This is a genomic window from Rhodoferax ferrireducens T118, assembly GCF_000013605.1.
Classification (GTDB): Bacteria; Pseudomonadota; Gammaproteobacteria; order Burkholderiales; family Burkholderiaceae_C; genus Rhodoferax; species Rhodoferax ferrireducens.
Window position 1 is genome coordinate 640,516 of the sequence record NC_007908.1, and the last position, 25,824, is coordinate 666,339.

The following is a 25,824-nucleotide window of genomic DNA, read 5'->3' on the forward strand; positions in this document are numbered from 1 at the left end:
TGTTAACCGGCTTGAGCCTGTTTCCGCATTTGATGTCACGCCCAACCCACGCGAACACGCTGTGTCGCCCGTGGGCGCTGGCGTTGGCGCTGTGGCTGGCCGTGCTGGGCCCGCTGGCGCCTACGCTGTCGCACGCCATCGTCTGGGCGCGTGGCGACATAAGGCCATTGGTAGAGGTCTGCACCCTTGCCGGGCCGCGCTGGGTGGCATTGGCGTCTGCACAAGACGCCAGGCTTGAAGCGGCTGGCAGCACCAAATTTCAGACAGATACCCCTGACGGGCCGGTATCTGCCCTTGCGCTAGATCATTGCCCGTTTTGCCTGCTATTCACAGACCGTGCAGCCCCTCCGCCCCACTTCTTTGTTCACCTCTTCGCAGTGTTGGGCGAATCCGTGGAGCCCACGGTCCGGCAGGTTTTTTTCTTCCCCGAGCAAGCGATGCTGGCGGCGCACCCGCGCGGCCCGCCACACACCTCCTGCACTACTTAGTTCATAGCGTCTCACATAGTTCCGATGGGGGCTAGAGGCTGGTTTGTCTTAAATTCAGGAGTGTTTTGTGATGCCAATTTTTGAGCGACGACCAGTCGCCGTTGAGAAACCGCGTGCCGTCCCGCGCCGTCTGCTGTCGGCAAGCCTGTTGCTGGCTGCCCTGGCTTGCACTGCCAGCGTGGTTCAGGCACATGGCGTCAGCCAGGGCGACTTGCAACTTGATCACCCTTATGCGGTGCCCAGCGCCCCGGGCGAGCCGCACGGCAATGCCTACTTGCGTGGCATCAAGAACTCAGGCGCGCAGGCTGACCGGCTGCTCAGCGCCAGCTCGCCATTGGCGGCGAGGGTCGAGTTGCACCGTCTCAAGCCCGATGCCAGTGGCCTGAGAGGCCAGCAGGTCGAAGCCATTGTCCTGCCGCCCAAGACCGTCACCCGGCTGCGCCACACAGGCGACTACCAGTTGACCTTGATCGGCCTGAAGCAAGCACTCAAGGACGGTGAGCGCTTTGATTTGACCCTGAACTTCGAGCACGCAGGCAGCCAGACCGTCAAGGTGTGGGTGCAAACGCCGCGTGATGCGCCAAGTGCGCAGGATCCACACCAGCATTAAGCCACTGTCGATTTCTCCGCGGCATGTCCGCGACCCAAACAAACTGATTACAAAAAAAGCCTATTCATCATGTCTCAATTCAGACTTTGCCAACTCACTTGCGCCGTGGCCCTGGCGCTGCCTACACTGGCCCTGCTGAGCGGCCCGGCGCTGGCGGCAGACCTTGCCGCATTCACGCTGGCCCCGATCACTGTCACCGGTAGCCCAAGCCATATCAGCCAGCCACTGGGCGCCACAGCCGTTGACCCGGCCAGCCTGGCGCCCAAACTGTCCGCCACCAGCGACACGGCCAGCCTTTTGCAGGACGTACCGGGCTTAAGCCTGTACGGCGCCGGTGGCGTGTCCAGCCTGCCAGCGATCCACGGCTTGGCTGATGACCGTTTGCGCATCAAGGTGGATGGCATGGACCTGATTGCTTCCTGCCCCAATCACATGAATCCGGCGCTGTCTTACATCGACCCGACCCAGGTGGGCCTGCTCAAGGTCTATGCAGGCATCACGCCAGTGAGCGCGGGTGGTGATTCCATTGGCGGCACCATTGTTGCGCAGACGCGTGCACCCGAATTTGCCGCACCGGGGCAAGCCGCCATCACCAAGGGCGAAGTGGGCACCTTTTACCGCAGCAATAACAAGGCAAGAGGCGCCAACGTTTCGGCCACCTACGCCACGGAGCAATTCAACATCAGCTACAGCGGGGCCACCAGCCGGGCCGACAACTACACCGCAGGCGGCGACTTCAAAAACCATGACTTCACCGGCCGCGTCGGGCACACCCTGGGGCGTGATGAAGTGGGCTCCACGGCGTATGACACACGCAACCACAGCGTGGGGCTGGCTTTCAAGAGCGACAACCATCTGTTGGAAGCCAAGCTAGGCTACCAGGACATGCCGTTTCAGCTCTACCCGAATCAGCGCATGGACATGCTGGGCAACACCCAGAACAGTGTGAACCTGCGCTACGCGGGCCAGTTCGACTGGGGCGCACTGGAGGCGCGTGCCTACCGCGAGAACGTGGATCACGTCATGGATTTTGGCGCTGACAAACGCTACTGGTATGGCGCGGCATCGGGTGGGGGCGCAGCGCTCGACGGCACACCCTGCAGCCCGATCAGCGCCACCTGCGCGGCCGGCATGCCGATGGTCACCGAAGGAAAAACCACAGGCTTGAGCGTCAAAGCCGACGTGGCGCTGACCCCGCAGGATGTGCTGCGCGTGGGCGCAGAAGCGCAGCAATACCGGCTCAAGGACTGGTGGCCACCGTCAGGTGGGGGCATGTTTCCGGGCACCTTCTGGAACATCCAGGATGGCCAGCGCGATCGCACGGCCGTCTTTGGTGAATGGGAAGCGCGCAAGAACACGCAGTGGATGACCCTGCTGGGCGCACGAGTTGAACAGGTCAAAATGAACGCCGGCAATGTGGTGGGCTACAACCCTGCAGGCGGTGGTTTTCAAGGTCGTGACGCCAGCGCCTTCAATGCCCAGGATCGGAGCAAAACCGACAACAACCTGGATCTGACCGCACTGGCCCGCTACAGCGCCAATACCAACTACGACATCGAGTTCGGCTTCGCCCACAAGGTGCGCTCACCCAATGTGTATGAGCGCTACACCTGGTCCACCTGGCAGATGGCCGCGCTGATGAATAATTTTGTTGGTGATGGCAACGGCTACCTGGGCGATGTCAACCTGAAGCCAGAGAAAGCCAACACCATTTCCGCCACCTTCGACTGGCACGCTGCTGACAGCCGTTGGGGCTTCAAGGCCACGCCTTACTACACCCAGGTGAGCGATTACATCGACGCCGTGCAGTGGAATGCCAGCACCAACTTGGCCGCCACAACGCTGGCAGCCAACAAGTTCAGCGTCCTCAAATACGCCAACCAGTCGGCCCGCCTCTACGGCATTGACCTCTCCGGCCACATGCCGCTGGCCAAGCGTGCTTGGGGTGACTTTGGGCTCAAAGGCTTGCTGAACTACACCCATGGCACCAACCAGGATACGGGCGATGGCCTGTACAACGTCATGCCGCTCAACGCCAAACTCGCGTTGACGCAAAAGTTGAAAGCTTGGGACAACAGCTTTGAACTGTTGATGGTGCAGGCCAAGGACAGCGTCTCAGGTATGCGCAATGAAATCAAGACACCGGGCTACGGCCTGGTCAATTTGCGCGGCAGCTATTCGTGGAGACAGGTGCGCGTCGACTTCGGTGTTGAGAATCTCTTCGACAGGTTCTATTACCTGCCCAACGGCGGTGCCTATACCGGGCAAGGGACAACCATGAGCAACCCGGCGCTGCCCAATTACCCGCAATGGGGTAGCGCCGTGCCGGGTATCGGACGCTCAATTTACATGGGTGTGAATGTGAAGTTTTGACGCCATTGCCGGGCTGACGGCGCCGAAACCGCACTGCTGCGGCTCATGGAGCGCCTTGAGCAAGCGTCATGCTGCCGTACACTCGCGCCGCCAGCTTTCTTGTTGATGCTCCCGCACTGGCCGGTGGCAAAACGAATGACGAATCCATGCTGACGGCACCCGAAACCGAAGTATCCCGCCTCCTGCATATCTGCAACGACTGCCACTATTGCGACAGTTTTTGTGCGGTGTTCCCCTCCAGCTCGCGGCGGCTCCAGTTTGCCAAGGCCGACATTCACTACCTGGCCAATCTTTGCCACAACTGTGGCGCCTGCCTGCACGGCTGCGAGGTCGCCCCGCCGCACGAGTTGGCGGTCAACCTGCCGCAGGCCATGGCCCGCGTGCGTGGCCAGACCTATGCGGACTATGCCTGGCCACCGGCCTTGGGCGCACTTTACCAACGCCATGGTCTGGTGCTGTCGCTGGCACTGGCGGGTGCGCTGACCATCTTTTTGCTGCTGGCGCTGGCCTTGAATGGCACGCTCTTGGGCTCACCCCAGGCTGGGTACAGCGCGGTGTTTGGGCACCAGATGCTGGTCGGTTTGTTTGCGCCGGTTTTCCTGTATGCCGTGTTGGCACTGGGCATGGGGGTGCGGCGTTTCTGGCACGACGTGACGCCGGCCACCAGCGGCCAGTCAGTCAGCGCCGCAGCCGCTGGCGAGGCCGCCCGTGACGTCTTGCGCCTGAAATACCTGGACGGTGGCCACGGCGACGGCTGCAACAATGCCGACGGTACGGCCACGCTGGCCCGGCGCCGGGCCCACCATCTGACCTTTTACGGCGTCTTGCTGTGCTTGGCCGCCACCTTGGCGGCGAGCGTCTATCACTATGTCCTGGGCTGGACGGCGCCCTACGACTTGCCGCAACTGCCCAAACTGCTGGGTGTCGCCGGCGGGCTGAGTCTGCTGCTTGGCACGGGTAGCTTGTTTGCACTGAACCTGCAGCGCCACCCTTTGCACGGCGATGCGGCGCAAAAACCGATGGACCGCGGCTTTATCGCGCTGCTCTTTTGCGCCAGCGCCAGCGGCCTGGCCCTGTGGTGGGTGCACGCCGGGGTGGCCCTGCCAGCCCTTCTGACCCTGCACCTGGGGCTTGTGATGGCGCTGTTTGCCACGCTGCCTTATGGCAAGTTTGCACACGGTATTTTCCGAACCGCCGCGCTCTTGCGCCATGCGGTCGAAAAGCGCCAGACCTAGCGCGCGGCGCATCGCCATCTGGTCAGCATTGGGGTAAGCTGTGAACCCTTACAGCCAACCCTCTGGAGACAACATGAGTGATGCACAAAACGCTGGTTTCGGCAAATTTATTCCCGGTTTTGATTTTTTGCAGAACCTGGCCAAGGGGGCGACGGAGACGGTGCCGCAGATGCCCAATCTGGCCAACTGGATTGCACCCACCCTCAATGTGGAAGAACTGGACAAACGCATTGCCGAACTCAAGGCGGTGCACTTCTGGCTCGATCAGAATTCCAAGGCGCTGGGCGCGACCGTGCAGGCGCTTGAGGTGCAGAAAATGACGCTGGCCACCCTCAAGGGCATGAACTTCAACATCGGCGACGTGGCCAATGCGCTCAAGCTCAAAGCAGCTGACTCGGTTTACTCCGGGGTGCAGCGGGTCACGGAAAAAGCAGCCTCCACCGCCCAGACTATTTCCGAAGTGGCCTCTGACGCCGAAGATGTGGCAAAAAAGGTGCGCAAAGCGGCCAAACCCGTGACCGATATGGCCGCTGGCTTGATTGATCCGATGCAACTTTGGACTTCTCTGACCCAGCAGTTTGGGCAAATTGCCGCCAGTGCCATGAAAGACGCGGGCAAAGCCACCGCCATGGACGCCACCAGAAACATGGCGGCAGGGTTTGCCAAAGAAGCCGTTAAAGCTACAAAAAAAGTAGCTTCTAACGCAGGTGCAGCGAGGGCCGCAGCCAAAAAAGCACCTAAGAAAGCGGCCAGAAAAACCGTTCGCCGCAGCACCTGATGCGCGATGGCTTGCGATAAAAAAGGCGGGTCATGAAGCTGTTTCCTTATGGCCATGCCACGCACCCGCAGTGGCAGATGGCCGCCGAGCTCACGCTGGCGCAAGTGCGCGCCCAGATGGCGCTGCATGGTTACGCCAGCAGCCCGACGCTGGCTCTGCTCTACATCACGGACCACTACGCGCTGCAGGCGCAAGAGATTCTGGACCACCTGAGCGCCGAGCTGCCCGAAATTACCGATTGGGCGGGCACCGTGGGCGTGGGCATTGCCGCCAATAACGCTGAGTATTTTGACGAGCCGGCGCTGGCCTTGATGTTGTGCGAACTGCCGACCGACCAGTACCGGGTGTTTTCCGGCGTGGCGCCGCTGGGCCTGGGCTTTGAAGCGCATACCGCATTGATCCATGCCGACGCCAGCACGCCCGATCTGGGGGAACTGATCGAAGAGATGGCGCTGCGCACCGACTCGGGCTACCTGTTTGGTGGCCTGGCTTCGAGCCGCTCCAAAACCGTGCAATTTGCCGTAGGAGGCGACGGCAACATCAGCGGCCAGGGCGCGGCCCGCGGGGTTTTCAGCGGGGGCTTGAGCGGGGTCGCCTTTGGTGCCGGGATCAACCTGGTGTCGCGCGTCACGCAAGGCTGTTTGCCGGTGGCGCGGGCGCATCAGGTCACAAAGGCCGACAAGCATGTGGTGTTGGCACTGGACGACGAGCCCGCGCTGGATGTGATGCTGCGCGACTTGCATATTTCGCTGGAGCAGCCGCAAGAAGCGTTGGCGGTGGTGCGCGCCACGCTGGTGGGGCTGGCGCGCGCGCAGACCGCGCGCCAGGGCTTGGCGGGGTCCGATGCGCCCGCGGTGCGCCAGACCGGGCATTTTGGCAACGATGTCCTCGTGCGCCACATCATTGGACTTGATCCGGGGCAGCGCGGCGTGGCCGTGGCGGAGCCGGTGGAGCCGGGCACGCAACTGGTGTTTTGCCAGCGCAACGCCCAGGCGGCCAAGGCCGATTTGATACGCGTTTGTGCCGAAATTCGCGAGGAACTGGAGCCCGAAGAGCTGCCGCTGGAAGCGGTCGCCGCGCTGCATGCGTCCGAGGCCGAAGCGGCGCCGCATCCGGCGCGCGGCATTGCCGGCGCCATTTACGTGAGTTGTGCCGGGCGCGGCGGGCCGCACTTTGGGGGCCCGAGCGCCGAGCTGCAAATCATTCGCCGTGCCTTGGGCGATGTGCCGCTGGTCGGCTTTTTTGCCGGTGGCGAGATCGCCCGCAACCACCTGTATGGCTACACCGGGGTGTTGACGGTGTTTACAGGTAATTAGGGTGCCAGCCCCCGTGTAGCAGGCGCAAGAGGCTACCAAGTTGGTAGCGATGAGAGCCGCTTGATTCTGTTTCTCACCTGCAGACCGGGTGCGCGGCCAGCAACCCCCGGATCTTGGTAAAATCTAGTCTGTCTGACTAGTTAAGGGGCTCCACCATGAATCCATCCACGTCCCATCCATCGTCAACCTGGCAGCTTCAGGATGCCAAGGCTCAGTTCAGCGCCGTGGTCCGGCAGGCTGAAACCAGCGGGCCACAACTCATCAGTGTGCGCGGCAAGCCGGCCGTGGTGGTGCTCTCCAATGCGGACTACCGGCGGCTGCAAGCTCGCTCCAACAAACCCGGTTTTACGCAGTTGATGCGGAGTTCGCCGCTGGTTGGACTGGATTTGGCCGTCGATCGAAGCCAGGACCTCACGCGCCAGATCACGCTGGAGAAATGACATGGCGGTCCTTACCGGTTATCTGCTCGACACCAACGTCATTTCTGAAACCGTACGCGCCGCACCTGACCCCAGCGTGATGCGTTGGCTTGACAGCCTGGAGCCGGAGCAACTGTATGTGAGTGTTCTGAGCCTGGGCGAAATCCGCAAGGGCGCGCTGGCTGTGGCCGACAAGCGTCGCCGCGACAAGCTGCTGGCCTGGCTGCACAACAAACTGCCCGAGTGGTTTGAAAACCGTGTGTTGCCGATTGACGCGGCGGTGTGTGAACGCTGGGCCGACTTGATGGTGAAAGCGGGAACTCCCACGCCCGCGATCGACAGCTTGCTGGCCGCCACGGCGGCCCACGCGGGCCTGGTGGTGGCAACGCGCAATGTGCGCGACTTTGTGCGGTTGGAGGTGGGGGTTTTCAATCCTTGGGAGTTTTAAAGGAAATTAGCCGCTAGCCACCGCGTATCAAGCGCAAGCAGCTATCAAATTAATAACGGTTGGTGTGCTGGGCCAGCTCTTTGGGCGTCATGGCGGCATGTTGGCAGGCGGTGCGATTCGATCATCGTCTTGGCATAAAGCGCCGCCAGCGCCGCTTCCAGCGGTGTTTCAGAACCCGCCCCAGCCGCCACGGCCATGAGGCGCGGACCTGGGCCAACAGGGCTTCTTTCCAGCTCACCCAGCGCGTGAACAGGCGCGCAAACCAGGCCAGTTGCATCAGCGCGGGTTGCGTCAGCGCAAACAGGCGGGCGACGATGGCCGTGCCCACCAGCTTGGCGCCGAGGATGACCAGGCTGCCAGCCCACACCTTGCCCTGTCCGATCAGCCACAGGGCCAGCAACTTGACCGGCAGCAGCATCGCGGTGGGCAGCAAAAACAAGGCCAGTGCAGCGTAGGGCGGCAAGGCGCGGATTCGCGCTTCGAGCCAGCGCAGCCCCGGCAAACGACCGACCCAGGCCAGCGCCCGCTGCAGCGGCTCCCAGCCCCATTCCTCGAACAGGATCAGCAGCGCCAGCAGCCCACTGAACAGGTTTTTCAGGAGGCGAATGGCCAGGTTCACAAATTCACACCCCGCGCGCCCGATTGGCCTTGAACTGCTGGCGGAACGCGCCAAAGGTGCCGGCGTCCAGCGCAGCGCGCACCTCCGTCATCAGGTTCAGGTAGTAGTGCAGGTTGTGGATGCTCGACAGCATGGGCCCCAGCATCTCGCCGCAGCGGTCCAGGTGGTGCAGGTAGGCGCGGCTAAATCCACCCCGCCCGCCTTGGGCCCAGGAGCGGCCTGCACCCGTGTCTGGCGTGTTCGCGTGCGTGGCGCTGCCCGCGCAGGCGTAACAGGTGCAGGTTTCATCCAGCGGGCGCTGGTCCATTTTGTGGCGGGCATTGCGGATTTTCAAATCGCCATAGCGGGTAAAAAATGTGCCGTTGCGCGCGTTGCGGGTCGGCATGACGCAGTCAAACATGTCCACGCCTTGGGCCACGCCCTCGATCAGATCCTCGGGCGTGCCGACACCCATCAGGTAGCGCGGTTTGTGCGCCGGCAAACGGTGCGGTGTGTGCGCCATGATGCGCAGCATCTCATCTTTGGGCTCGCCGACACTGACCCCGCCGACCGCGTAGCCGGGAAAGTCCATGGCCACCAGCTGCTCCAGCGACTCTTGCCGCAAACCCTCAAACATGCCGCCTTGCACAATGCCGAACAGGGCGTTGGGGTTCTCCAGCCGGGCAAATTCAGCCCGGCTGCGTTGGGCCCAGCGCAGGCTCATTTCCATCGAGGCTCTGGCCTCGTCCTCGGTGGTGATCTGGCCTTTGGTTTTGGGCTCGACCGACAAGTAAGGCGTGCATTCGTCCAACTGCATCGCAATGTCGGAGTTGAGCGTGGTTTGAATCTGGATGCTGACCTCGGGCGACATGAACAGCTTGTCGCCATTGACCGGGCTGGAGAAGTGCACGCCGTCCTCGGTGATTTTGCGCATGGCCCCCAGGCTCCAGACCTGAAAGCCGCCGGAGTCGGTCAGGATCGGTTTGTTCCATTTTTCAAACTGATGCAGGCCGCCAAACTGCGCCATCACATCCAGCCCCGGGCGCATCCACAGGTGAAAGGTGTTGCCCAGGATGATTTGCGCGTCCATGTCTTCCAGGCTGCGCGGTGTGACACCTTTCACCGTGCCGTAGGTGCCCACCGGCATGAAAATGGGCGTTTGCACCACGCCATGGTTCAGGGTCAGGCGGCCACGGCGGGCATGGCTGGAGGGGTCGGTTTGGAGCAGGTCAAATTGGAGCATGGGCGCTATTGTCTTTCATGCTTGCGCCCCCGCTTCACATTTCAAAATGGTGGCGCACGCGGTCTTCCAGCAGTTGCCGGGTGGCGTTCTCGCTGATGCCGGCCAAGCGGTCAAAGGTCGCTCGCGCCATCGGGCGAAACACGGCCATCACCGACGGATCGAAATGGCTGGCGGTGTCCTTCTCAAGAATGACCATGGCGGCGTCAAAGCCCATCGGCTCCTTGTATGGGCGCTTCGAACAGAGCGCGTCAAACACGTCGGCCACCGCAAAAATTCGCGCCGCCAGGGGTATGTCCTCGCCGCTGAGCTGGCGCGGGTAGCCCGAGCCATTCCATTTTTCGTGGTGCGCGGCGACCACGGCATTGGCACCTTCAAGCCAGCCCATGCCGTTCACGATCTCCTCCCCTTGCGCGACGTGGGTGCGCATGACGCGCATCTCGTCGTCATCGAGCTTGCCGGGCTTGAGCAAAATGGCGTCCGGAATGCCAATTTTGCCCACATCGTGCAAAAAGCTGCCCGCAATCAGTGCCTGCATGTCGCTGCCCGCCAGACCCATCTGTTCGGCAATGCTGGCGGCAATCCAGGCCACGCGGTAGTTGTGGGCGCCGGTGTCGGAGTCGCGCTTGGCGATGGCGCGCCCAAGCGCTTCCATCATGGAAATATGCGAGTCCAGCACCTCCTGCGCTTTTCGCTCGTTATCCGCTGACAAGTGCACCACCACCGGGTAAAGCGCGCCGCCACACAGCAAAGAAGCCAGGCCGACCATCAACGCGGCGCTCAGCGAGTTATTGAAGATCTGGTCCTGCTGCCAGGTCGGCATGACGCGCACGCCCTCGAAATAGCCCGTGATGGGGCGGCTCATGTCGGTGGCGGAGTCACGCAGTGGCACAAACACGCGCAAGGCCCAGACCCCCGACGCAGGCTTGTGGCCGTTGTAAAAAGCCGTCGTGTAATCGGGCGTGCCATGGTGCGGCAGTGACGACTCCACCGCGTGGCCCTCCGGCGTGACCGATTCAGCCAGCTTGCGTCCTTGCGCGTCATAAATCTCGACAATGTCAAACATGCCGCCCGAAATGGCGTTCGCTGCCAAGGTTGCGTGTTGGGTGGCCTGCGGGCCGCTCAAGTCGATGGCGTCAAATTGGTGCAGCAGACGCCCTGACTCCTCAACGGCCAACGCCACAATGCTTTCCTCGGCACTCTCGCGCGCCACGTACCAGGCAATCGGGCTGGCCAAAGACGCCAGCAAAATACTGACCGCGGCGATGCGAATGGCGGTGCGCTTTTGAAAAGTGTTCATCCTCGTCGGCTTTCCTGGTGTCCGCGTGTGCCTCAGCGTTGGCGTGCCAGCAGCATGGCGTCGCCATAACTGAAAAACCGGTACTGTGCTGCCATCGCGTGCTGGTACAAAGCCATCACAGGCTCATAACCCGCAAACGCGCTCACCAGCATCATCAGGCTCGATTTTGGCAGGTGAAAGTTGGTCACCAGCAGGTCCACCAATTGAAACTCGAAGCCCGGCGTGATGAAGATTTGGGTGTCGCCTGTGGTCTGGCCGGTCTTGGCCCACGATTCCAGCGTGCGCACGGTGGTGGTGCCCACGGCGATGAGGCGGCCACCCCGCGCGCGGCAGTCGGCAATCGCTTGCTGCGTGGCGGTGGGCACGTCGTACCACTCGCTGTGCATCTGGTGCTCGGCCAGGTTTTCGGTTTTCACGGGCTGAAAAGTGCCTGCGCCCACATGCAGGGTTACAAAAGCACGCTGCACGCCCCGGGCGTCGAGGGCGGCGAGCAGGGCGTCATCAAAATGCAGGGCGGCAGTCGGCGCGGCCACGGCGCCGGGGTTTTTGGCGAACACGGTCTGGTAACGCGCAGCGTCTTCAGCCGAATCGGAGTGCGTGATGTAGGGCGGCAGTGGCACATGGCCATGGCGCGCCATCAGCGTGAACGGGTCGTCGCCCGCGTCGTTGGTGAGGACAAAGCGAAACAGCGCACCCTGGGCATCGGGCCAGCGCCCTAAGAGCGTGGCGCGCAAATTCTCATGCGTGCCGGGGGCGCCGGTCAGCGCCACCGAGGCGCCCACTTCCGGCTTTTTGCTCACGCGCAGGTGCGCCGCCACCTGGTTGCCGCCCAGCACGCGCTCAACCAGGAGTTCGAGCTTGCCGCCGGTGGACTTTTCGCCAAACAGGCGGGCGTTGATGACACGTGTGTCGTTGAAAACCAGCAAATCGCCCGGCTGCAACAAGGATGGGAGATCGCGAAATACGCGGTCTTGCGGGGTGGCGCTGGTGCTGTCAAGCAGCCGTGAGCCGCTGCGCTCGGGCGCCGGGTGCTGGGCGATCAGCTCGGGCGGGAGGTGAAAGTCAAAGTCGCTGAGGGTGAATGCGCGGGCGGCATCGGCTAAAGTGAGCGGCATAGTGCTGGAGAGGGTGGACTGGCCCCGTACCGGGTGCATAAAGAGCCCGATTGTCGCAGGCCGAAGTTGATGCCCTGTGCTTTCCAACTTTGTCATCGACATGACAGGGTGGCTGCGTTGGCGGGGTTCCCGTTTGCCGCCTGATCGCGTCTAATAGAGTGTCTAAAAACAACTGGAGAAAATTCATGACAATACTTGTAGCTTATGTGCCACGCCCCGAAGGTCAGGCCGCCCTGGACAAAGGGATCGAGATTGCGCAACGTCGCAATGAAAAGCTGGTGGTGGTCAACGCCAGCCCCGGCGGCAAGAAGGAAGATGCGTCGTTTGCCGATGTCCAGGACTTCGAGCGCGTCCAGCAGTTATTGGAAAACACCGGCCTGGACGCAGAAGTCAAACAGTTTGTGCGCGGCAAAAATGCCGTCGAGGAAATTGAAGCCCTGATCGAGTCCTTGCCGGCCTCCCTGCTCGTCATTGGCATGAGAAAACGTTCCCCGGTGGGCAAACTCATCATGGGCAGCGTGGCCCAGGAGCTTCTTCTTTCCGTTTCCTGTCCGGTATTGGCGGTCAAGTCGGCTGGGTGACACTACTGAGCATTGCTTGCCAAGCATATGCTCTATCGGCAACTTACCGGCCGAATCTGCCGTTCAGCGCACTTTCGGCCTCAACTGTCTTCCTGTTGCGCCCGCTCGGGTGATTCGCGTGTCATTCGAGCCTGGCCTCTTTCCGTGCTCTTCTAGAATTATCTGGCGTAAAAGTCGGCGCGGTATTTATACAAAATAGGCCTCTAGCCCCCGTATTTGCTGTATAGGTAGCTATGCTAACAATAGCAACTGGCGTAGCCCATTGGCTGAGGAAGCGCCTGCGCCAGCCAAACGCCTACAGCCCAATTTATCTCGCTTGCCTGCAGAAATAGCCGTAAACCCCGCCGTTTATCGCGCTTTAGCCGGGCTGAAATTTTCATATTCTCACTACCGTTTCATCTCAAAGTGATTCAGCGAGCTTCAGTGCAAACAGGGCTCAACGTCCGGCAAGTGTTCGAAAGGGCGCACCGGTCATAGCGGTCAATCCACAGGATTGGCGTTGGGATTGGCAGCAATGCCGGATTAATTCAGCTTTAAAGGAGCTTCAAAATGCCTTCAGTAATCAACACAAACATCAGTTCATTAACCGCCCAGCGCAATCTGGGCATGAGTCAGGCCTCACTGGCTACTGCTATGCAGCGTCTGTCATCGGGTTTGCGCATCAACAGTGCCAAAGACGATGCTGCCGGCCTGGCCATCAGTGAACGGATGACCACCCAAATCCGCGGCAGCAACCAGGCGGCACGCAATGCCAACGACGGCATCTCGCTGGCGCAAACGGCGGAAGGGGACTTGGCCCAAATCGGCAACAACCTGCAGCGCATGCGTGAGCTGGCGGTGCAGTCGGCCAATGCCACCAACTCGTCATCCGATCGTGCCGCGCTGGATGGTGAAGTGCAGGCACTGTCCGCAGAAATTGACCGGGCTGCACAAAACTCTTCCTTCAACGGCACCAAACTGCTGGATGGCTCGTTCACGGCCCAAAAATTCCAGGTCGGCGCCAACAACACGGCCAATGACAGCATCACCATCGCCGCGATTGCCAGCGCACGTACCTCGGTACTTGGCGGCTATACGACGACAAAAGCCGGTGGCGTCACGACGGCAGCGCTGACCGCGGGGGCATTGACTTTGAACGGTACGTCGGTCGGCGCATCGGCTGCCACCAGCATCCCCGGTCAAAGTGCGAGTAGTGCTTATTCGATTGCCGCCGCCATCAATGCGGTTTCCGGCCAGTCCGGTGTAACCGCGACCGCCCAAGCAACGGCTGTCACAGGCGCCGTGCAAACAGCATTCACTGCGATAACCACTGGAGCGACTCTGACCGTCAATGGTATTCAAGTCGGCTCCATTGCAGCTGGCGGCGCCGCCCCCGCTCAAGGTGCCAATGTTGCTGCAGCCATTAACCTGGTTTCCAGCCAATCTGGTGTAACAGCAAGTGCGGCTGCTGATGGCAAAGTGACCCTGACAGCAGCCGATGGCCGCGATATTGCACTAGGCGCTGGCTGGGTTGCTGCAGACTCTGGCTTAACAGCCAGCGCGACCACCGTGGGCACTGTCACACTTGATTCAACCAGCAGTGCCGGTATCACCATTGCCGGTACAGCACCCGCCAGTGCCGGTTTTACTGCAGGCACAACCCTTGCCACAGCGACGAAGATTTCTTCGATGAACGTGCTGACTGCAGCTGCCGCCACCGCAGCGTTGGGTACGATTGACGGCGCTCTGGAGACGGTCAGTGCTTCGCGCGCTGCGCTTGGTGCCTATCAAAACCGTTTCACCTCGGTGGTGACCAGCCTGCAAACAACGTCAGAAAACTTGTCCGCCTCTCGCAGCCGGATTCAGGACGCCGACTTTGCCGCAGAAACCGCCAACCTGTCGCGTGCGCAGATCTTGCAGCAGGCTGGCACCGCCATGGTGGCGCAAGCTAACCAGTTGCCGCAGGGTGTGCTGTCACTGTTGAAATAACACACTTTTGGGTTTCTTCACTTGAAGGGTGCCAATCTTTTGGCACCCTTTTTTATGAGATTAATTTAAGTTTTCGCCTGATTCGTCCGAAACACATAACAACGGGTTCCATGTAGGGCTCGTCGTCCGGCAAGCGCCACAGAGGTGTTCCGGTCATGGCGGTCAACTTTCGGGTTGGCGTTGGGATTGGCAGCAATGCCGGATTAATTCAGCTTTAGGAGCTTCAAATGTCAGTTATCAACACAAACATCAATTCGTTGACGGCGCAACGTAACCTGGGTATGAGCCAGGCCTCGTTGGCCACCTCCATGCAGCGTCTGTCATCGGGTTTGCGCATCAACAGTGCCAAAGACGATGCTGCCGGCCTGGCCATCAGTGAACGGATGACCACCCAAATCCGAGGCAGCAACCAGGCGGCACGCAATGCCAACGACGGCATCTCGCTGGCGCAAACGGCGGAAGGGGACTTGGCCCAAATCGGCAACAATCTGCAGCGCATGCGTGAGCTGGCGGTGCAGTCGGCCAATGCCACCAACTCGTCATCCGATCGTGCCGCGCTGGATGGTGAAGTGCAGGCACTGTCCGCAGAAATTGACCGGGTCTCACAAAACTCTTCCTTCAACGGCACCAAACTGCTGGATGGCTCGTTCACGGCCCAAAAATTCCAGGTCGGCGCCAACAACACGGCCAATGACAGCATCACCGTCGCCTCGATTGGCAGCGCACGTACCTCGGTACTTGGCGGCTATACGACGACAAAAGCCGGTGGCGTCACGACGGCAGCGCTGACCGCGGGGGCATTGACTTTGAACGGTACGTCGGTCGGCGCATCGGCTGCCACCAGCATCCCCGGTCAAAGTGCGAGTAGTGCTTATTCGATTGCCGCCGCCATCAATGCGGTTTCCGGCCAGTCCGGTGTAACCGCGACCGCCCAAGCAACGGCTGTCACAGGCGCCGTGCAAACAGCATTCACTGCGATAACCACTGGAGCGACTCTGACCGTCAATGGTATTCAAGTCGGCTCCATTGCAGCTGGCGGCGCCGCCCCCGCTCAAGGTGCCAATGTTGCTGCAGCCATTAACCTGGTTTCCAGCCAATCTGGTGTAACAGCAAGTGCGGCTGCTGATGGCAAAGTGACCCTGACAGCAGCCGATGGCCGCGATATTGCACTAGGCGCTGGCTGGGTTGCTGCAGACTCTGGCTTAACAGCCAGCGCGACCACCGTGGGCACTGTCACACTTGATTCAACCAGCAGTGCCGGTATCACCATTGCCGGTACAGCACCCGCCAGTGCCGGTTTTACTGCAGGCACAACCCTTGCCACAGCGACGAAGATTTCTTCGATGAACGTGCTGACTGCAGCTGCCGCCACCGCAGCGTTGGGTACGATTGACGGCGCCCTATCAACCGTCAGTGCTTCGCGCGCTTCGCTCGGTGCCTATCAAAACCGTTTCACCTCGGTGGTGACCAGCCTGCAAACAACGTCAGAAAACTTGTCCGCCTCTCGTAGCCGGATTCAGGATGCCGACTTTGCCGCAGAAACCGCCAATCTGTCGCGTGCGCAAGTGCTGCAACAGGCTGGTACCGCCATGGTGGCGCAGGCCAACCAGTTGCCGCAAGGTGTGCTGGCGCTGTTGCGCTAACAGCAGGTAGCGAAACATTGCCAAGCACTTGAGGGTTTGGCATTTTTCGAGGCGGCGATGGACCTAAGTCCGTCGCCGCTTTTTGGCATTTGAAATCCACCCGCTTTTCAGGGTTTAGTGCCATGGCGGACCTAGGATAATTGTGCGTTAAGGCTTGAACAGGAGGCTAGCATGGCAACCATTTCATCAACCGGCATTGGCAGCGGGCTGGACGTCAACAGCATTGTTTCTCAGCTGGTAGCGCTGGAGAAGACGCCGCTCAAAACGCTGGCGCTCAAAGCGACCAACACGCAAAACCAGATATCTGCCTTTGGCGAGATTCAGTCGCAATTTGCCGCACTGACCGACGTGGCCAGCCGCATTTCGGTGGCCAGTACATGGGGTGCGCGCAACGCGTCATCGTCCAACACCAGCGCCGCCACCATCACGGCGACAGGTACCGCCAATGCCACCTCTTTCAGTCTGGATGTGGATCAGCTGGCGCGATCGCAGTCGGGTTCATCAGCCGCCGTGGCGCCCGGCACCATGCCAGGGGCGGGCACGCTGACGCTGCAACTGGGCACGTGGACTGCGGGCGGCGCGGCGTTTACACCAGGCGCGGCTGCCAGTGTCAATGTGACTGTTCTGGCGACCGACACCATTTCGGACATCGCGTCCAAGATCAATGGCGCCAACGCTGGCGTTGTGGCGACTGTTTTCAATGACGGCACCAATGAGCGCTTGCTGTTGCAATCCAAAACTACCGGTGCGGCGGCGGGTTTCAGAATGACGGTGGCCGACGCCGATACGACCAACAACGACAACGCGGGTTTGTCGCGCTTGTCCTTTGATCCCGCGACTGTTGATCCATTGACCGGCCTCGCTTCTGGCATGGCTACAGCGGGTATTCCGGTGCAATATGCCCAAGACGCGAAGGCCCGCATCAACGGTCTGGCCGTCACCTCGGCCACCAACACGCTGACTGACAACATTCCGGGTGTCACTATCAAATTGGTGGCGACAACGACCACCGGCTATGGCCTCCCGGGTGAGGTCAAGTCACCGCTGACCATGGCGATCAGCGAAGACGTGACGCCGGCGGTCAAAAATGTGTCGGACTTTGTGACCGCTTACAACAAGTTGAATAAGTCGCTGACTGATTTAACGAAATACGACGCTGCTACCAAGACGGCCGGGCTGTTCCAGGGCGATTCCTCGGTGGTGGGGCTGCAAAATATATTGCGCAATATGCTCGGTTCTGCCAGCTTGGGCGCTAGTTCCCAGCGCTTGTCAGATGTGGGGCTGGAGCGGCAGCTGGACGGCTCACTTGTCATCAATACCGCCAAGTTGAGCGCGGCCGCCAATAACGGCACCACCTTGCAACAGCTTTTTACCAATGACAACAAAGACCCGTTGACCAACGGTTTTGCCTTGAAATTCAGGGATCTGGGGCGTGGTGTTGCGTCAAGCGGTGGCTCAGTCAAGAATAAGGCGGAGGCGCTACAAAAAAATCTTGACAACAACACCAAAGAACAAACCAAGGTGAATGACCGCGCCGCCCTGTTCGAAACCCGTTTGCGCAAGCAGTACAGCGCGCTGGATGCCCAGATGGCGCAACTGAACGCGCTCAATGCTTATGTGACCCAGCAGGTGGCAACCTGGAACAAGTCAACCGCCTGAACACAGCTCTTTTCACTGTACAAATTAGCTTGAGTTACCCGCTGACATGCCGATAAATAAAGTAACAAACAAAATGGAACGCAGCATGTTTACTTCAGTCAGTTCTCGCTCAGCGTCTGCCTATCAACGGGTCAGCGTGGAGACGGCGGTTAGCCAGGCCAGCCCGCACCAATTGGTCGCGATGCTGCTGGATGGCTTGCTCAAGAATGTGGGTGCTGCCCGCGCCGCTTTGAAGCGCGGTGATATTGCCGCGAAGGGTGAAAAAATTAACAAGGCGGTGCGCATCATTGACGAGGCGCTCAAGCCGGCCTTGAACCTGGCGCAGGGCGGGGACATCGCCGCCAACCTCAATGGTTTGTATGGCTACTGTGCGATTCGGCTCACGGAGGCCAATCTGCGCAACGACGATGCCGCTTTGGCAGACGTGCTCCGCGTGATCGAGCCGCTGGCCGATGGCTGGAAGCAGATTGGTGGGCAGGCTTCTTCTGCGCTGTCGTCGTCTCACTAACGGGAGTACAGAAATGCCCCTCATGCTGATTGACTACTACAAAGCCATCGAAGACAGCAGCCTCAAAATGCTCAACGCAGCCAAAGCCGAGGACTGGGACCAGGTGATGCGCTTTGAGGGTGCCTGTGCGGTGCTGATCGAACAATTACGTGCACGGGCGCACAGCGAAGAGTTGTTGCCAGCGCAGCGCACTGAGAAAACCCGCATCATGCAGCGCATCCTCCATAACGATGCCCAGATCCGCTACTTGGCCGAGCCGTGGCTCACGCATTGCGAACAAAATCTGGATGGGCAACGCCAGTTTTTGCATTGAATTGCTATTCAATTAGTAGTAACTAATGCAGTGTTGACGGGGGCCAGAGGCCTATTTTGTGTCTAAGATTTTGATGGGTTGACCGCTGCAGTGCTGAGCCGCCAAAAGGTTTGGCAGCCACCCGTGGCTTGGGAAATGGCCGAAGATTTAGGAGTAAAATCCGCCACTTCACTGACCTGCCGAAGCAGGTTCAGCCAGAAGAAAAGTCATTTAAAGTCAATGGCTTACAACGCGGGTGTAGTTCAATGGTAGAACGGCAGCTTCCCAAGCTTCATACGAGGGTTCGATTCCCTTCACCCGCTCCAGTCGATAAATCCCCAGACTAAACCGGTCTCTCCCCTTGGCTACGCGCCGTGGAAGTCTGCCAGCTTGAAGCTCCCGGCTGGCCCGGTCATGATGGCGCCGCTGGCGGTCAGCTTCTTGATGGCCGCTGTCATGGACCCCAGGGGAATGCCGGTTGCCTGCCCAACAACGGTCTGATTGATCACGGTAAATTTGTTGGCGTCCAGCAGCGTCTTCAAGTGCTGCAGCAGTTTGGCGGCGTTCCCGCTGAGTTCCACCGGACTCGTTGCCGTGCCAGTGGGCTTGGCCGGGCGCGAGGTCGCTTGGGTCTTGAGCTTTCGGGTTTTGGGTGTTGCTGTTTTCTTCTTTCGCTTGACCACCACATCGGTCGTCGTCAGGTCCTGTTGACTGCCCAAGGCCTGTCCGGCTACAGGCCTTTTTGGCGCAGCAAGAGCGGGTAGTTCCCGCACGCTGGGCTGGTCGTCGGCGATCAATTCTGAGGCGACCCGGTAGACCTTCTTGAGTTCCTCTTCGATCCCGCTCATCGTCTGCGAGAGTCGGGCCACCACCTTCCAGTTTTCAAACAGCGCGTCATTGCCCAGGCCATAGGGGTTGGCGCTCATCGCGGCGTTCACACGCGCCGCATAGTCTTTGACTGCATTTTTGAGCTCGGTATCGGCCGCGTAGGCGGCGGAGCCAGCCTGTTGAATGGCTGACAGTGTTGCGCTGGAAAGTGACATGGGGGAACCTCTGAGAGTGGGATGGTGATAGGAATTCGTGTTGGTCTACAAAGCTTTTTGCACGACCGCGCCCTTGAATAGATAAGGCAGGCTGGGCTGGCTGCGCTGCGTTGTCTCGTCCTTGTTTTCTACACTGATGGCGAGCTGGGACACGTCAACCAACGCTTTGTCGTTGACCGGTAGTCGCAAGGTTTTGCCCGTGCTGGTCAAAATTCCCAGTGAGCGCGGCTGGCCGTTGGCAGCTAGCGCCCACAGTTGCATGCTGTCGGCGCGACCTTCGGTCACGTCATTGAGGCGCTGAATTTGCAGCGCCGCCTCTTTGGGGGCCAGCGTGATCAACATGGCGGGGGCCTGGCTGTCGTCCAGCAGCACCGCGACGAATCTGATTTGCGCTGTGCTTTGCAGTTGGGTTTGCAGATGATGAATCTGCGCCTTGAACTGCTCAAACATGCTCACACCCGTGGCGATGGCGATGGCGATGACCAGCAGGCAAGCAATGGTGGCCGCACGCCACCATGCGCCATGGCCGCGCGGCGCTTGGGCTTGCGTGGAGTCAAGCATGAATGTCCTTGGTGGGGTGAAACAAAAAGCTGTGGTTTGAGGCTGTCAATCTGTTTATCCTAACGCAAAAAATAGCGACGTCCGCGGCGGTCTTGCTCGCTGTGGGAGGGCGTCGAATCGGAGCGGCAAATTGCCGCCGATTCAATGGCGACGACAGTATGGTGAAACATTTGGCAGCAATTTGGTCGCATTAGCCCCGGGCTTCTCAAGCGAGTTTTGATCTGGGTCAAAAGAGCAGTTCAAAAGGCCGCTAGCATGCAATGTTGGAGACCGTCATGTTTGATCAACCTATTAAAAGCATCATGGAGCAGAAGAAGTTTCTGACTGCTCCGCCAGAAACCACTGTCAGCGACGCCGCCAGGTTGATGGCCGACCGCAATGTTGGCGCCGTCCTGGTGGTTGCCGACGAGCACCTGCTTGGGATTTTTACGGAACGCGATGCGGTTTTTCGCGTGATTGCGAAAGGACGCGATGCCAACACCACGCAACTCACCGAGGTCATGACAGTTGACCCCAAAACGCTGGAGCCGGGCAAGACCTATGGACACGCACTGCTGATCATGCAGGAAAACGGTTTCCGTCATGTACCTGTGGTGGAGAATGGCCGCCCGGTCGGCATCATCTCGTCGCGCAATGCGATGGACCCGGACCTGGAAGAATACGTCTTCGAAGCGCGGCGGCGCGAACACCTCCGCTAGCCGCCTCGGGCCAGAATTTATTTCACATTGCACTCACGGCGCAACAGGGTCAAGGCGTCCTGCAGTCCATAGTCCCGGTCGCTTTGCAGCGTGGGCTGTGCATCCAGCAAGAAGTCATTCCACAAGCGGGCATAGTCGCTCTGGTGCTGCGCCGGGGCATGCAGCGCCATGTACTGGCTGGCCAAGCCCGGTTTGAGGCCGGTTTTTCGGATCTTGCGAACCAAGGCGATGGCGTTTTTTTCAGTCAGCAGGGTTTTCGGGGCGGTCTCAGTGGCCACGCACAAGAACAGGGTCAGCAATGAGCTGTCGTCGCTGTGCCCACCGGTGACCTTGTGCCAGGCCAGCGACGCCGAGCGGTCATAGTCATCGACCTCGCTCAAGCCGTCTTCGACCCAAAAGTACCGACCCACGAAGGCCGGCGTTTGGTTAAACAGCTTTCTGACGGGAACCTTGGCGTCCAGAACTTTCGGCAAATCAGCTGCCACCGACTGCTGTACCTTTTGTAGCACGGTCTTGAAATGGATCGGCAGCTTGGCCGGCATGGCGATTGGGAACAGGCTGCACACGTCAGCAGCCTCCCCATACTTTTTGCGTAGCGCCAGCACCATCTTTTCAAACCCGACCCAATCGGGCATCGTGCGGCGTCGGCAGGCCAACGTCAGCAGCGCGGTACGGATCACGGCCTCGGCATCCGGGCTGGCGTCTTCCAGTTCGTCGGCCTCCATGCCCAGTGCGTCCGCCAACCAGATGGCCGCGTCCATTGTCTGGGCCACCTGGCTGCGTTTGGCCAGCTCGGCCTGGTAGTCGCTCAGGCTGGCCAGCGACCATTTGGCCAGCAGCGGAATCTTGTCATCGCTGAAGCCGGCACGCTCATTCATTCCAAAGTGGCTGTTCTGGGGCATGGCCAGCAAGGCCTTGAGCAGGTCGGAGCCGCCCTTGGAGCGCGACAAAAATGAATGATCGCGCAGCGATTCGGCGGCCAGTCGCAAGTCGCCGCCGCTGTCGTTTTCCAGATAGAGGCTGACCAGATTGATGATTCGATCTTTGGCTTTTTCAAGCTCCGGGCGCAAAAACTCAGTGCCAAAATAGCGCGCAATTTGCACCATGCCTTTGGGGGCATCGTTGCCAATGGCATCGAGCTTTTGTTGGTCGATGATGCCGTTTTGCACACCGAACACCAGCGCTTTTTCAAAAAACGGGCGCGTGTCGTAGAGCGAGACGGATGACGCTGGGGCGAGGGACGCGGCAGCGCCAGGAGACTTGGGCATGGTGACGCAATGCGCTGGGTTTTTGTGGTCGTCAGATGGCGGACTCTTCATCGGACTCAAGTGCTGCCGGCGTGGCTTTGCCGCGGTCGGTGTCGCCCGTTTCGACCTTGCCATCATCCTCCGGTGTTTCTTCTTCCTCGCTGAGTCCGGCCTCAAACGCACGTGCCTTGGCGCGCAGCACCAGCAGCATTTCAATGAACAGGTCGGGGCACCGATAGCGCAGGATCCAGGCCAGCTCCATCCAGTCCTGGTCGGCCACTTCGTCTTGTTCGATGCGCGGGGGCACGTAGGCCGAGCCCAGCAGTGCGGTCTCGGACAGCATCTGGCCATCGTCGTCGACGGCATCAAAGGTGCCGGTGCGGGCAAAGGCCTCGATGCGGCTCCACTTTTCTTCAAAATAGTCGGCCAGCGCCTCGGCACCGCCTTCCAGGTCGCCCATGGCCGTCAAAAACTCAAGTGGATCTGAGCCATCCCTGAAGATGATGGAGTTGACCATGCCGCGCAGGTGGGTACGGGTCAGATCCTTGTATTGCTTTTCAATCACCACCGCGTGAGCAAACTGCTTTGGCGTCACCAGCAGGTTGATGACAGACTCGCGCGAGTTGTCGTATTCGCGGATCACCGCCAGGATGTCTTTGGGCGGCAGTTGCTCCAGCACCAGCATCAGCGCTGAATCGCCCTCGGTGTCGGCCAGCTCGACCAGGGCGGACTCGGCGCCAACGATGTCGCCCGCTGCAATCAGGCTTTGGGTTTTGGTGATGAGGGCAAGGTGGTTCATATTTAATCAGTTGAGGACAGAGCTTGTTCACTGCGTGTAACTGCGGTCTGTCCCGCAAAGTTTCAGTTTAGTTGAGGACAGAGCTGGCTCGCTGCGCGTAGCTGCGGTCTGTCCCGCAAGGTTCTTTTCTAGTCTTTGCGGTCGAAGCCCTGCTCGACCATCCAGTCGGCGCCGGCTTCTTCGCGCGAACGGGCGTCGCTTTCTTCTTCGGCGTCCAACGGGTTCATATCAGCCTCAAGGTCTTCATCCGCGTCCTCCTCAGGCTCGTGGATGTGGGCGGGCGCTGTGGCGGGCTTGTGGTGCATGTATTCCAAACCGGCGGCGACGGTCAAAAACCAGTCACCCACGGGCTCTTTGCGGATGACCTGGATCAAGTCGTGCGCCCAAGGCGCCGGTTGAATCGCGTCGCTCAAGCTGTCCCAGTCGGGGAACTCATCCGGCGCCAGGCTCAAGAGATGTTCCATCATCGCAGGCGATTTGAAGGTAAAGCCCTGATGCAGGATCACCGCCACCATCTCGGGACTGAGCTCCATCATCTGCAGCAGGAATTTCAGCTCCTTGCGCCGCTGTGTCAGGCGCTGGCGCATCACGTCACGGCCTTCGGAGTCAGACCTCAAGTCTTCCAGCTCGGCCTGGTAGGCCGAGCGCAGGTTGCGGAAAAAGGGCGAAATATTCATGGTCTCGGAGTCTTTGTGTCGTGGACGTTGCGCAGCAACTGATCGAAATAATTGTGCCAAATCTCGCGCGCGGTATCGATCGGGCTGTCGAGCAGGTTGCGGCGCCGATTGTCGTCGTAGGCCTGACGCTTGGCCGCATCGGAGAGCACTTCATAAGCCTCCTGCACGGCACGAAAGCGCGCGGGGGCGCTTGCTGCCGCGTTGCGGTCGGGGTGGTGCAGCGAGGCCTGTTGGCGAAAGGCTTTCTTGATGGCGGCCAGCGTCGCATCGCTGCGCAGGCCCAGAGTGGCGTAGTGGTCGGTCATGCGTGCTTTGAGGGTCTGAAGGCGCTCTGGTTCAGATGGCCGAGAGTTCTTCCCAGCGGGTCAGAGCCGCCAGCAGTTCCGCATCAATCGCCGCGTCGCGCGCATAAAGTTCAGTCGCGCGCGCCGGGTCTTTGGCATAGAGGTTGGCGTCGGTCAGGGTGGCGCGCAGGGCAGCCTGCTCCTGCTCCAGGACGTCAATTCTGGCCTGCAGCGTGTCAACTTCGCGCTGCGCCTTGTTGCTGAGTTTTTGTGCCGTCACGGTTTTCGTGTTGTCGCTGGACTTGGTGTTTTTTTGGCCTCTAGCCCCCGTCTGTTGTGCGTTAACAGCTATTGAAATGGTAGCATTCTGAATTTCTTTGCTGCGTTTGGATTGCAGCAGCCAGTCCTGCACGCCACCCTCGTATTCGCGCCACAGCCCGTCGCCCTCAAAGGCAATGGTGCTGGTCACCACGTTGTCCAGGAAGGTGCGGTCATGGCTGACCAGAAACACGGTGCCGGCGTAGTTCTGCAGCAGTTCTTCCAGCAGTTCCAGCGTTTCAATGTCCAGATCGTTGGTCGGCTCATCGAGCACCAGCACATTGGCGGGACGGGCAAACAGGCGCGCCAGCAGCAGCCGGTTGCGCTCCCCACCGGAGAGCGAGCGCACGGGCGAGTTGGCGCGTGCCGGTGAGAACAGAAAGTCGCCCAGGTAGCTTTTGACGTGCTTGCGCTGGTTGCCAATTTCGATCCACTCGCTGCCCGGGCTGATGAAGTCCACCAGCGTGGCGTCGAGGTCGAGCGCGTTGCGCATCTGGTCAAAGTAGGCGACCTGCAGGTTGGTGCCCTGGCGAATCTTGCCGCTGTCCGGTACCAATTCGCCCAGAATCAGCTTGAGCAAGGTCGTCTTGCCCGCGCCATTGGGGCCGAGCAAGCCGATTTTGTCGCCGCGCAAAATGGTGGCCGAAAAGTCCTTGATGATGACTTTGTCGCCGAAGGACAGGCTGGCCTGCGTCAACTCGGCCACCAGCTTGCCACTCAAGCCACCGGACGCCACGTCCATTTTGACCTTGCCGACGGCTTCGCGGTGCGCCTTGCGGCTGGCACGCAGGTTTTCCAGGCGCACGATGCGGCTCTCGCTGCGGGTGCGCCGCGCTTCGACACCCTTGCGAATCCAGATTTCTTCTTGCGCCAGCAGCCGGTCGGCCTTGGCGCTGATGACCGCTTCTTGCGCCAGCTGCTCCTCTTTGAGAATCTGGTAGCGGGCGTAATTGCCCTCATACGAGCGCAGAATGCCCCGGTCCAGCTCAATGATGCGGGTCGCGACCCGGTCCAGAAAACTCCGGTCATGGGTGATGGCGACGACGCTGCCCTTGAAGCCGATCAGCAGGTCTTCCAGCCATTCGATCGAGTCCAGATCGAGGTGATTGGTGGGTTCATCGAGCAGCAGCACGTCCGGTTGCGCTACCAGGGCCTGCGCCAGCGCGACCCGTTTCTTGGTGCCGCCCGAGAGTGTGCCGACGATGTCGTTTTCGTTCAGATGCAGGCGGTGCAGCGTTTCGGTGACGCGCTGCTCCCAGTTCCAGCCGCCTTGCGCTTCAATCTGGCTTTGCAGGGCATCGAGATCGCCAACCCCCTCGCAATATTGATCAATCAGGGCGATAACCCCCGCGATACCTGCACTAGCAGCTACAAAAACAGTAGCATCCTGATCGAGCTGCGGCTCCTGCGCCACATACGCCAGGCGCAGGTTTTGCTGCAACTGCAGGACGCCGTCGTCGGCCTTTTCGAGCCCGGCCAGGATTTTCAAAAATGATGTTTTGCCCGTGCCGTTGCGCCCGATCAGGCCGACGCGTTCGCCCGTCTCCAGGGCAAAGTCGGTGTGATCGAGCAGGGGAACATGGCCGAAAGCCAGCTGCGCGTTGAGAAAGGTAATTAATGCCATAG

At 60.2% G+C, this 25,824-nt stretch carries 26 protein-coding genes and 1 tRNA gene; 16 read left to right on the forward strand and 11 right to left on the reverse strand.

Going from position 1 to position 25,824, the window contains the following annotated elements; translation table 11 throughout:
- The first annotated feature begins 32 nt into the window (after positions 1–32).
- From RFER_RS03070 to RFER_RS03105, 8 genes are all read left to right on the forward strand, one after another.
- Positions 33–488, forward strand: a complete 456-nt coding sequence (locus RFER_RS03070; RefSeq protein WP_041790085.1) for a DUF2946 family protein — start codon at positions 33–35, stop codon at positions 486–488.
- Positions 489–558: 70 nt separating this feature from the next.
- Complete coding sequence (locus RFER_RS03075) at positions 559–1,098, forward strand: copper chaperone PCu(A)C (protein ID WP_011462942.1); 540 nt, start codon at positions 559–561, stop codon at positions 1,096–1,098.
- 69 nt (positions 1,099–1,167) lie between these two features.
- Entirely contained in the window at positions 1,168–3,471 is a 2,304-nt protein-coding gene (locus RFER_RS03080) for a TonB-dependent receptor (protein ID WP_011462943.1), read from the forward strand.
- Between the two features lie 68 nt (positions 3,472–3,539).
- Positions 3,540–4,706 (forward strand): tricarballylate utilization 4Fe-4S protein TcuB, encoded by a 1,167-nt coding sequence (gene tcuB, locus RFER_RS03085; RefSeq protein ID WP_011462944.1) that lies wholly within the window; start codon positions 3,540–3,542, stop codon positions 4,704–4,706.
- 73 nt (positions 4,707–4,779) lie between these two features.
- Positions 4,780–5,484, forward strand: coding sequence for a PhaM family polyhydroxyalkanoate granule multifunctional regulatory protein (locus tag RFER_RS03090; RefSeq protein ID WP_011462945.1), 705 nt, complete (start codon positions 4,780–4,782; stop codon positions 5,482–5,484).
- Between the two features lie 32 nt (positions 5,485–5,516).
- Positions 5,517–6,800, forward strand: a complete 1,284-nt coding sequence (locus RFER_RS03095; RefSeq protein ID WP_011462946.1) for an FIST signal transduction protein — start codon at positions 5,517–5,519, stop codon at positions 6,798–6,800.
- Between the two features lie 155 nt (positions 6,801–6,955).
- On the forward strand, positions 6,956–7,240 hold the full coding sequence (locus RFER_RS03100) for a type II toxin-antitoxin system Phd/YefM family antitoxin (protein ID WP_011462947.1): 285 nt from the start codon (positions 6,956–6,958) through the stop codon (positions 7,238–7,240).
- 1 nt (position 7,241) lies between these two features.
- Positions 7,242–7,667, forward strand: coding sequence for a type II toxin-antitoxin system VapC family toxin (locus RFER_RS03105; RefSeq protein WP_011462948.1), 426 nt, complete (start codon positions 7,242–7,244; stop codon positions 7,665–7,667).
- A 121-nt stretch (positions 7,668–7,788) separates the two neighbouring features.
- On the opposite strand, the gene RFER_RS03110 is transcribed toward RFER_RS03105, so the two are convergent.
- Genes RFER_RS03110 through queA form a run of 4 tightly spaced genes read right to left on the reverse strand, consistent with a single transcriptional unit; the run spans position 7,789 to position 11,920 of the window.
- Complete coding sequence (locus RFER_RS03110; protein ID WP_011462949.1) at positions 7,789–8,286, reverse strand: hypothetical protein; 498 nt, start codon at positions 8,284–8,286, stop codon at positions 7,789–7,791.
- Positions 8,287–8,290: 4 nt separating this feature from the next.
- Positions 8,291–9,508, reverse strand: coding sequence for a tRNA guanosine(34) transglycosylase Tgt (tgt, locus tag RFER_RS03115; protein WP_011462950.1), 1,218 nt, complete (start codon positions 9,506–9,508; stop codon positions 8,291–8,293).
- A gap of 34 nt (positions 9,509–9,542) precedes the next feature.
- Positions 9,543–10,805, reverse strand: coding sequence for an HD-GYP domain-containing protein (locus tag RFER_RS03120; protein ID WP_011462951.1), 1,263 nt, complete (start codon positions 10,803–10,805; stop codon positions 9,543–9,545).
- Positions 10,806–10,837: 32 nt separating this feature from the next.
- Positions 10,838–11,920 carry a tRNA preQ1(34) S-adenosylmethionine ribosyltransferase-isomerase QueA gene (gene queA, locus RFER_RS03125; RefSeq protein ID WP_011462952.1) on the reverse strand — a complete coding sequence of 361 codons (1,083 nt, stop codon included), beginning with the start codon at positions 11,918–11,920 and terminating at the stop codon, positions 10,838–10,840.
- 185 nt (positions 11,921–12,105) lie between these two features.
- Here queA and RFER_RS03130 point away from each other — a divergent pair, with 185 nt between their 5' ends.
- The 7 genes from RFER_RS03130 to RFER_RS03160 all read left to right on the forward strand — a co-directional run bounded on the left by RFER_RS03130 (position 12,106) and on the right by RFER_RS03160 (position 18,897).
- The gene (locus RFER_RS03130; RefSeq protein ID WP_011462953.1) at positions 12,106–12,501 is read left to right on the forward strand and encodes a universal stress protein; all 396 of its coding nucleotides are present in this window, start codon (positions 12,106–12,108) and stop codon (positions 12,499–12,501) included.
- 549 nt (positions 12,502–13,050) lie between these two features.
- The gene (locus RFER_RS03135) at positions 13,051–14,469 is read left to right on the forward strand and encodes a flagellin (protein WP_011462954.1); all 1,419 of its coding nucleotides are present in this window, start codon (positions 13,051–13,053) and stop codon (positions 14,467–14,469) included.
- A gap of 227 nt (positions 14,470–14,696) precedes the next feature.
- Positions 14,697–16,112 carry a flagellin gene (locus RFER_RS03140; RefSeq protein WP_011462955.1) on the forward strand — a complete coding sequence of 472 codons (1,416 nt, stop codon included), beginning with the start codon at positions 14,697–14,699 and terminating at the stop codon, positions 16,110–16,112.
- A gap of 171 nt (positions 16,113–16,283) precedes the next feature.
- Positions 16,284–17,771, forward strand: a complete 1,488-nt coding sequence (gene fliD / locus RFER_RS03145; protein ID WP_011462956.1) for a flagellar filament capping protein FliD — start codon at positions 16,284–16,286, stop codon at positions 17,769–17,771.
- A gap of 85 nt (positions 17,772–17,856) precedes the next feature.
- Entirely contained in the window at positions 17,857–18,279 is a 423-nt protein-coding gene (gene fliS / locus RFER_RS03150) for a flagellar export chaperone FliS (protein ID WP_041791357.1), read from the forward strand.
- Between the two features lie 13 nt (positions 18,280–18,292).
- Positions 18,293–18,592 carry a flagellar protein FliT gene (locus tag RFER_RS03155; RefSeq protein ID WP_011462958.1) on the forward strand — a complete coding sequence of 100 codons (300 nt, stop codon included), beginning with the start codon at positions 18,293–18,295 and terminating at the stop codon, positions 18,590–18,592.
- A 231-nt stretch (positions 18,593–18,823) separates the two neighbouring features.
- Positions 18,824–18,897, forward strand: a tRNA-Gly gene (locus tag RFER_RS03160).
- Positions 18,898–18,936: 39 nt separating this feature from the next.
- Here RFER_RS03160 and RFER_RS03165 read toward each other — a convergent pair.
- Both RFER_RS03165 and RFER_RS03170 read right to left on the reverse strand, forming a co-directional pair.
- Positions 18,937–19,614, reverse strand: coding sequence for a hypothetical protein (locus RFER_RS03165; RefSeq protein WP_011462959.1), 678 nt, complete (start codon positions 19,612–19,614; stop codon positions 18,937–18,939).
- A 45-nt stretch (positions 19,615–19,659) separates the two neighbouring features.
- Positions 19,660–20,175 (reverse strand): anti-sigma factor, encoded by a 516-nt coding sequence (locus RFER_RS03170; RefSeq protein WP_011462960.1) that lies wholly within the window; start codon positions 20,173–20,175, stop codon positions 19,660–19,662.
- 275 nt (positions 20,176–20,450) lie between these two features.
- On the opposite strand from RFER_RS03170, the gene RFER_RS03175 reads away from it, so the two are divergent.
- On the forward strand, positions 20,451–20,873 hold the full coding sequence (locus tag RFER_RS03175; protein ID WP_011462961.1) for a CBS domain-containing protein: 423 nt from the start codon (positions 20,451–20,453) through the stop codon (positions 20,871–20,873).
- A gap of 17 nt (positions 20,874–20,890) precedes the next feature.
- On the opposite strand, the gene RFER_RS03180 is transcribed toward RFER_RS03175, so the two are convergent.
- The 5 genes from RFER_RS03180 to RFER_RS03200 all read right to left on the reverse strand — a co-directional run bounded on the left by RFER_RS03180 (position 20,891) and on the right by RFER_RS03200 (position 25,822).
- The gene (locus tag RFER_RS03180) at positions 20,891–22,141 is read right to left on the reverse strand and encodes a hypothetical protein (RefSeq protein ID WP_041791364.1); all 1,251 of its coding nucleotides are present in this window, start codon (positions 22,139–22,141) and stop codon (positions 20,891–20,893) included.
- Between the two features lie 31 nt (positions 22,142–22,172).
- Positions 22,173–22,919, reverse strand: coding sequence for a hypothetical protein (locus RFER_RS03185; RefSeq protein WP_011462963.1), 747 nt, complete (start codon positions 22,917–22,919; stop codon positions 22,173–22,175).
- 128 nt (positions 22,920–23,047) lie between these two features.
- Complete coding sequence (locus RFER_RS03190) at positions 23,048–23,596, reverse strand: hypothetical protein (RefSeq protein WP_011462964.1); 549 nt, start codon at positions 23,594–23,596, stop codon at positions 23,048–23,050.
- Positions 23,593–23,901, reverse strand: coding sequence for a DnaJ domain-containing protein (locus RFER_RS03195; RefSeq protein WP_011462965.1), 309 nt, complete (start codon positions 23,899–23,901; stop codon positions 23,593–23,595). The genes RFER_RS03190 and RFER_RS03195 overlap by 4 nt, the downstream gene beginning before the upstream one ends.
- A 31-nt stretch (positions 23,902–23,932) precedes the next feature.
- The gene (locus RFER_RS03200; RefSeq protein WP_011462966.1) at positions 23,933–25,822 is read right to left on the reverse strand and encodes an ATP-binding cassette domain-containing protein; all 1,890 of its coding nucleotides are present in this window, start codon (positions 25,820–25,822) and stop codon (positions 23,933–23,935) included.
- Positions 25,823–25,824 lie beyond the last annotated feature (2 nt).

Bases quoted from the DNA above. Each gene is read 5' to 3' on its own strand.
- tgt (WP_011462950.1), bottom strand. From the start codon at position 9,508: ATGCTCCAATTTGACCTGCTCCAAACCGACCCCTCCAGCCATGCCCGC.
- RFER_RS03180 (WP_041791364.1), bottom strand. From the start codon at position 22,141: ATGCCCAAGTCTCCTGGCGCTGCCGCGTCCCTCGCCCCAGCGTCATCC.
- RFER_RS03165 (WP_011462959.1), bottom strand. From the start codon at position 19,614: ATGTCACTTTCCAGCGCAACACTGTCAGCCATTCAACAGGCTGGCTCC.
- RFER_RS03130 (WP_011462953.1), top strand. From the start codon at position 12,106: ATGACAATACTTGTAGCTTATGTGCCACGCCCCGAAGGTCAGGCCGCC.
- RFER_RS03070 (WP_041790085.1), top strand. From the start codon at position 33: ATGTCACGCCCAACCCACGCGAACACGCTGTGTCGCCCGTGGGCGCTG.
- tcuB (WP_011462944.1), top strand. From the start codon at position 3,540: ATGCTGCCGTACACTCGCGCCGCCAGCTTTCTTGTTGATGCTCCCGCA.
- RFER_RS03200 (WP_011462966.1), bottom strand. From the start codon at position 25,822: ATGGCATTAATTACCTTTCTCAACGCGCAGCTGGCTTTCGGCCATGTT.
- RFER_RS03120 (WP_011462951.1), bottom strand. From the start codon at position 10,805: ATGAACACTTTTCAAAAGCGCACCGCCATTCGCATCGCCGCGGTCAGT.
- RFER_RS03075 (WP_011462942.1), top strand. From the start codon at position 559: ATGCCAATTTTTGAGCGACGACCAGTCGCCGTTGAGAAACCGCGTGCC.
- RFER_RS03195 (WP_011462965.1), bottom strand. From the start codon at position 23,901: ATGACCGACCACTACGCCACTCTGGGCCTGCGCAGCGATGCGACGCTG.
- RFER_RS03190 (WP_011462964.1), bottom strand. From the start codon at position 23,596: ATGAATATTTCGCCCTTTTTCCGCAACCTGCGCTCGGCCTACCAGGCC.
- RFER_RS03155 (WP_011462958.1), top strand. From the start codon at position 18,293: ATGCCCCTCATGCTGATTGACTACTACAAAGCCATCGAAGACAGCAGC.
- RFER_RS03105 (WP_011462948.1), top strand. From the start codon at position 7,242: ATGGCGGTCCTTACCGGTTATCTGCTCGACACCAACGTCATTTCTGAA.
- fliD (WP_011462956.1), top strand. From the start codon at position 16,284: ATGGCAACCATTTCATCAACCGGCATTGGCAGCGGGCTGGACGTCAAC.
- RFER_RS03080 (WP_011462943.1), top strand. From the start codon at position 1,168: ATGTCTCAATTCAGACTTTGCCAACTCACTTGCGCCGTGGCCCTGGCG.
- RFER_RS03095 (WP_011462946.1), top strand. From the start codon at position 5,517: ATGAAGCTGTTTCCTTATGGCCATGCCACGCACCCGCAGTGGCAGATG.
- RFER_RS03185 (WP_011462963.1), bottom strand. From the start codon at position 22,919: ATGAACCACCTTGCCCTCATCACCAAAACCCAAAGCCTGATTGCAGCG.
- RFER_RS03170 (WP_011462960.1), bottom strand. From the start codon at position 20,175: ATGCTTGACTCCACGCAAGCCCAAGCGCCGCGCGGCCATGGCGCATGG.
- RFER_RS03100 (WP_011462947.1), top strand. From the start codon at position 6,956: ATGAATCCATCCACGTCCCATCCATCGTCAACCTGGCAGCTTCAGGAT.
- queA (WP_011462952.1), bottom strand. From the start codon at position 11,920: ATGCCGCTCACTTTAGCCGATGCCGCCCGCGCATTCACCCTCAGCGAC.
- fliS (WP_041791357.1), top strand. From the start codon at position 17,857: ATGTTTACTTCAGTCAGTTCTCGCTCAGCGTCTGCCTATCAACGGGTC.
- RFER_RS03090 (WP_011462945.1), top strand. From the start codon at position 4,780: ATGAGTGATGCACAAAACGCTGGTTTCGGCAAATTTATTCCCGGTTTT.
- RFER_RS03175 (WP_011462961.1), top strand. From the start codon at position 20,451: ATGTTTGATCAACCTATTAAAAGCATCATGGAGCAGAAGAAGTTTCTG.
- RFER_RS03140 (WP_011462955.1), top strand. From the start codon at position 14,697: ATGTCAGTTATCAACACAAACATCAATTCGTTGACGGCGCAACGTAAC.
- RFER_RS03135 (WP_011462954.1), top strand. From the start codon at position 13,051: ATGCCTTCAGTAATCAACACAAACATCAGTTCATTAACCGCCCAGCGC.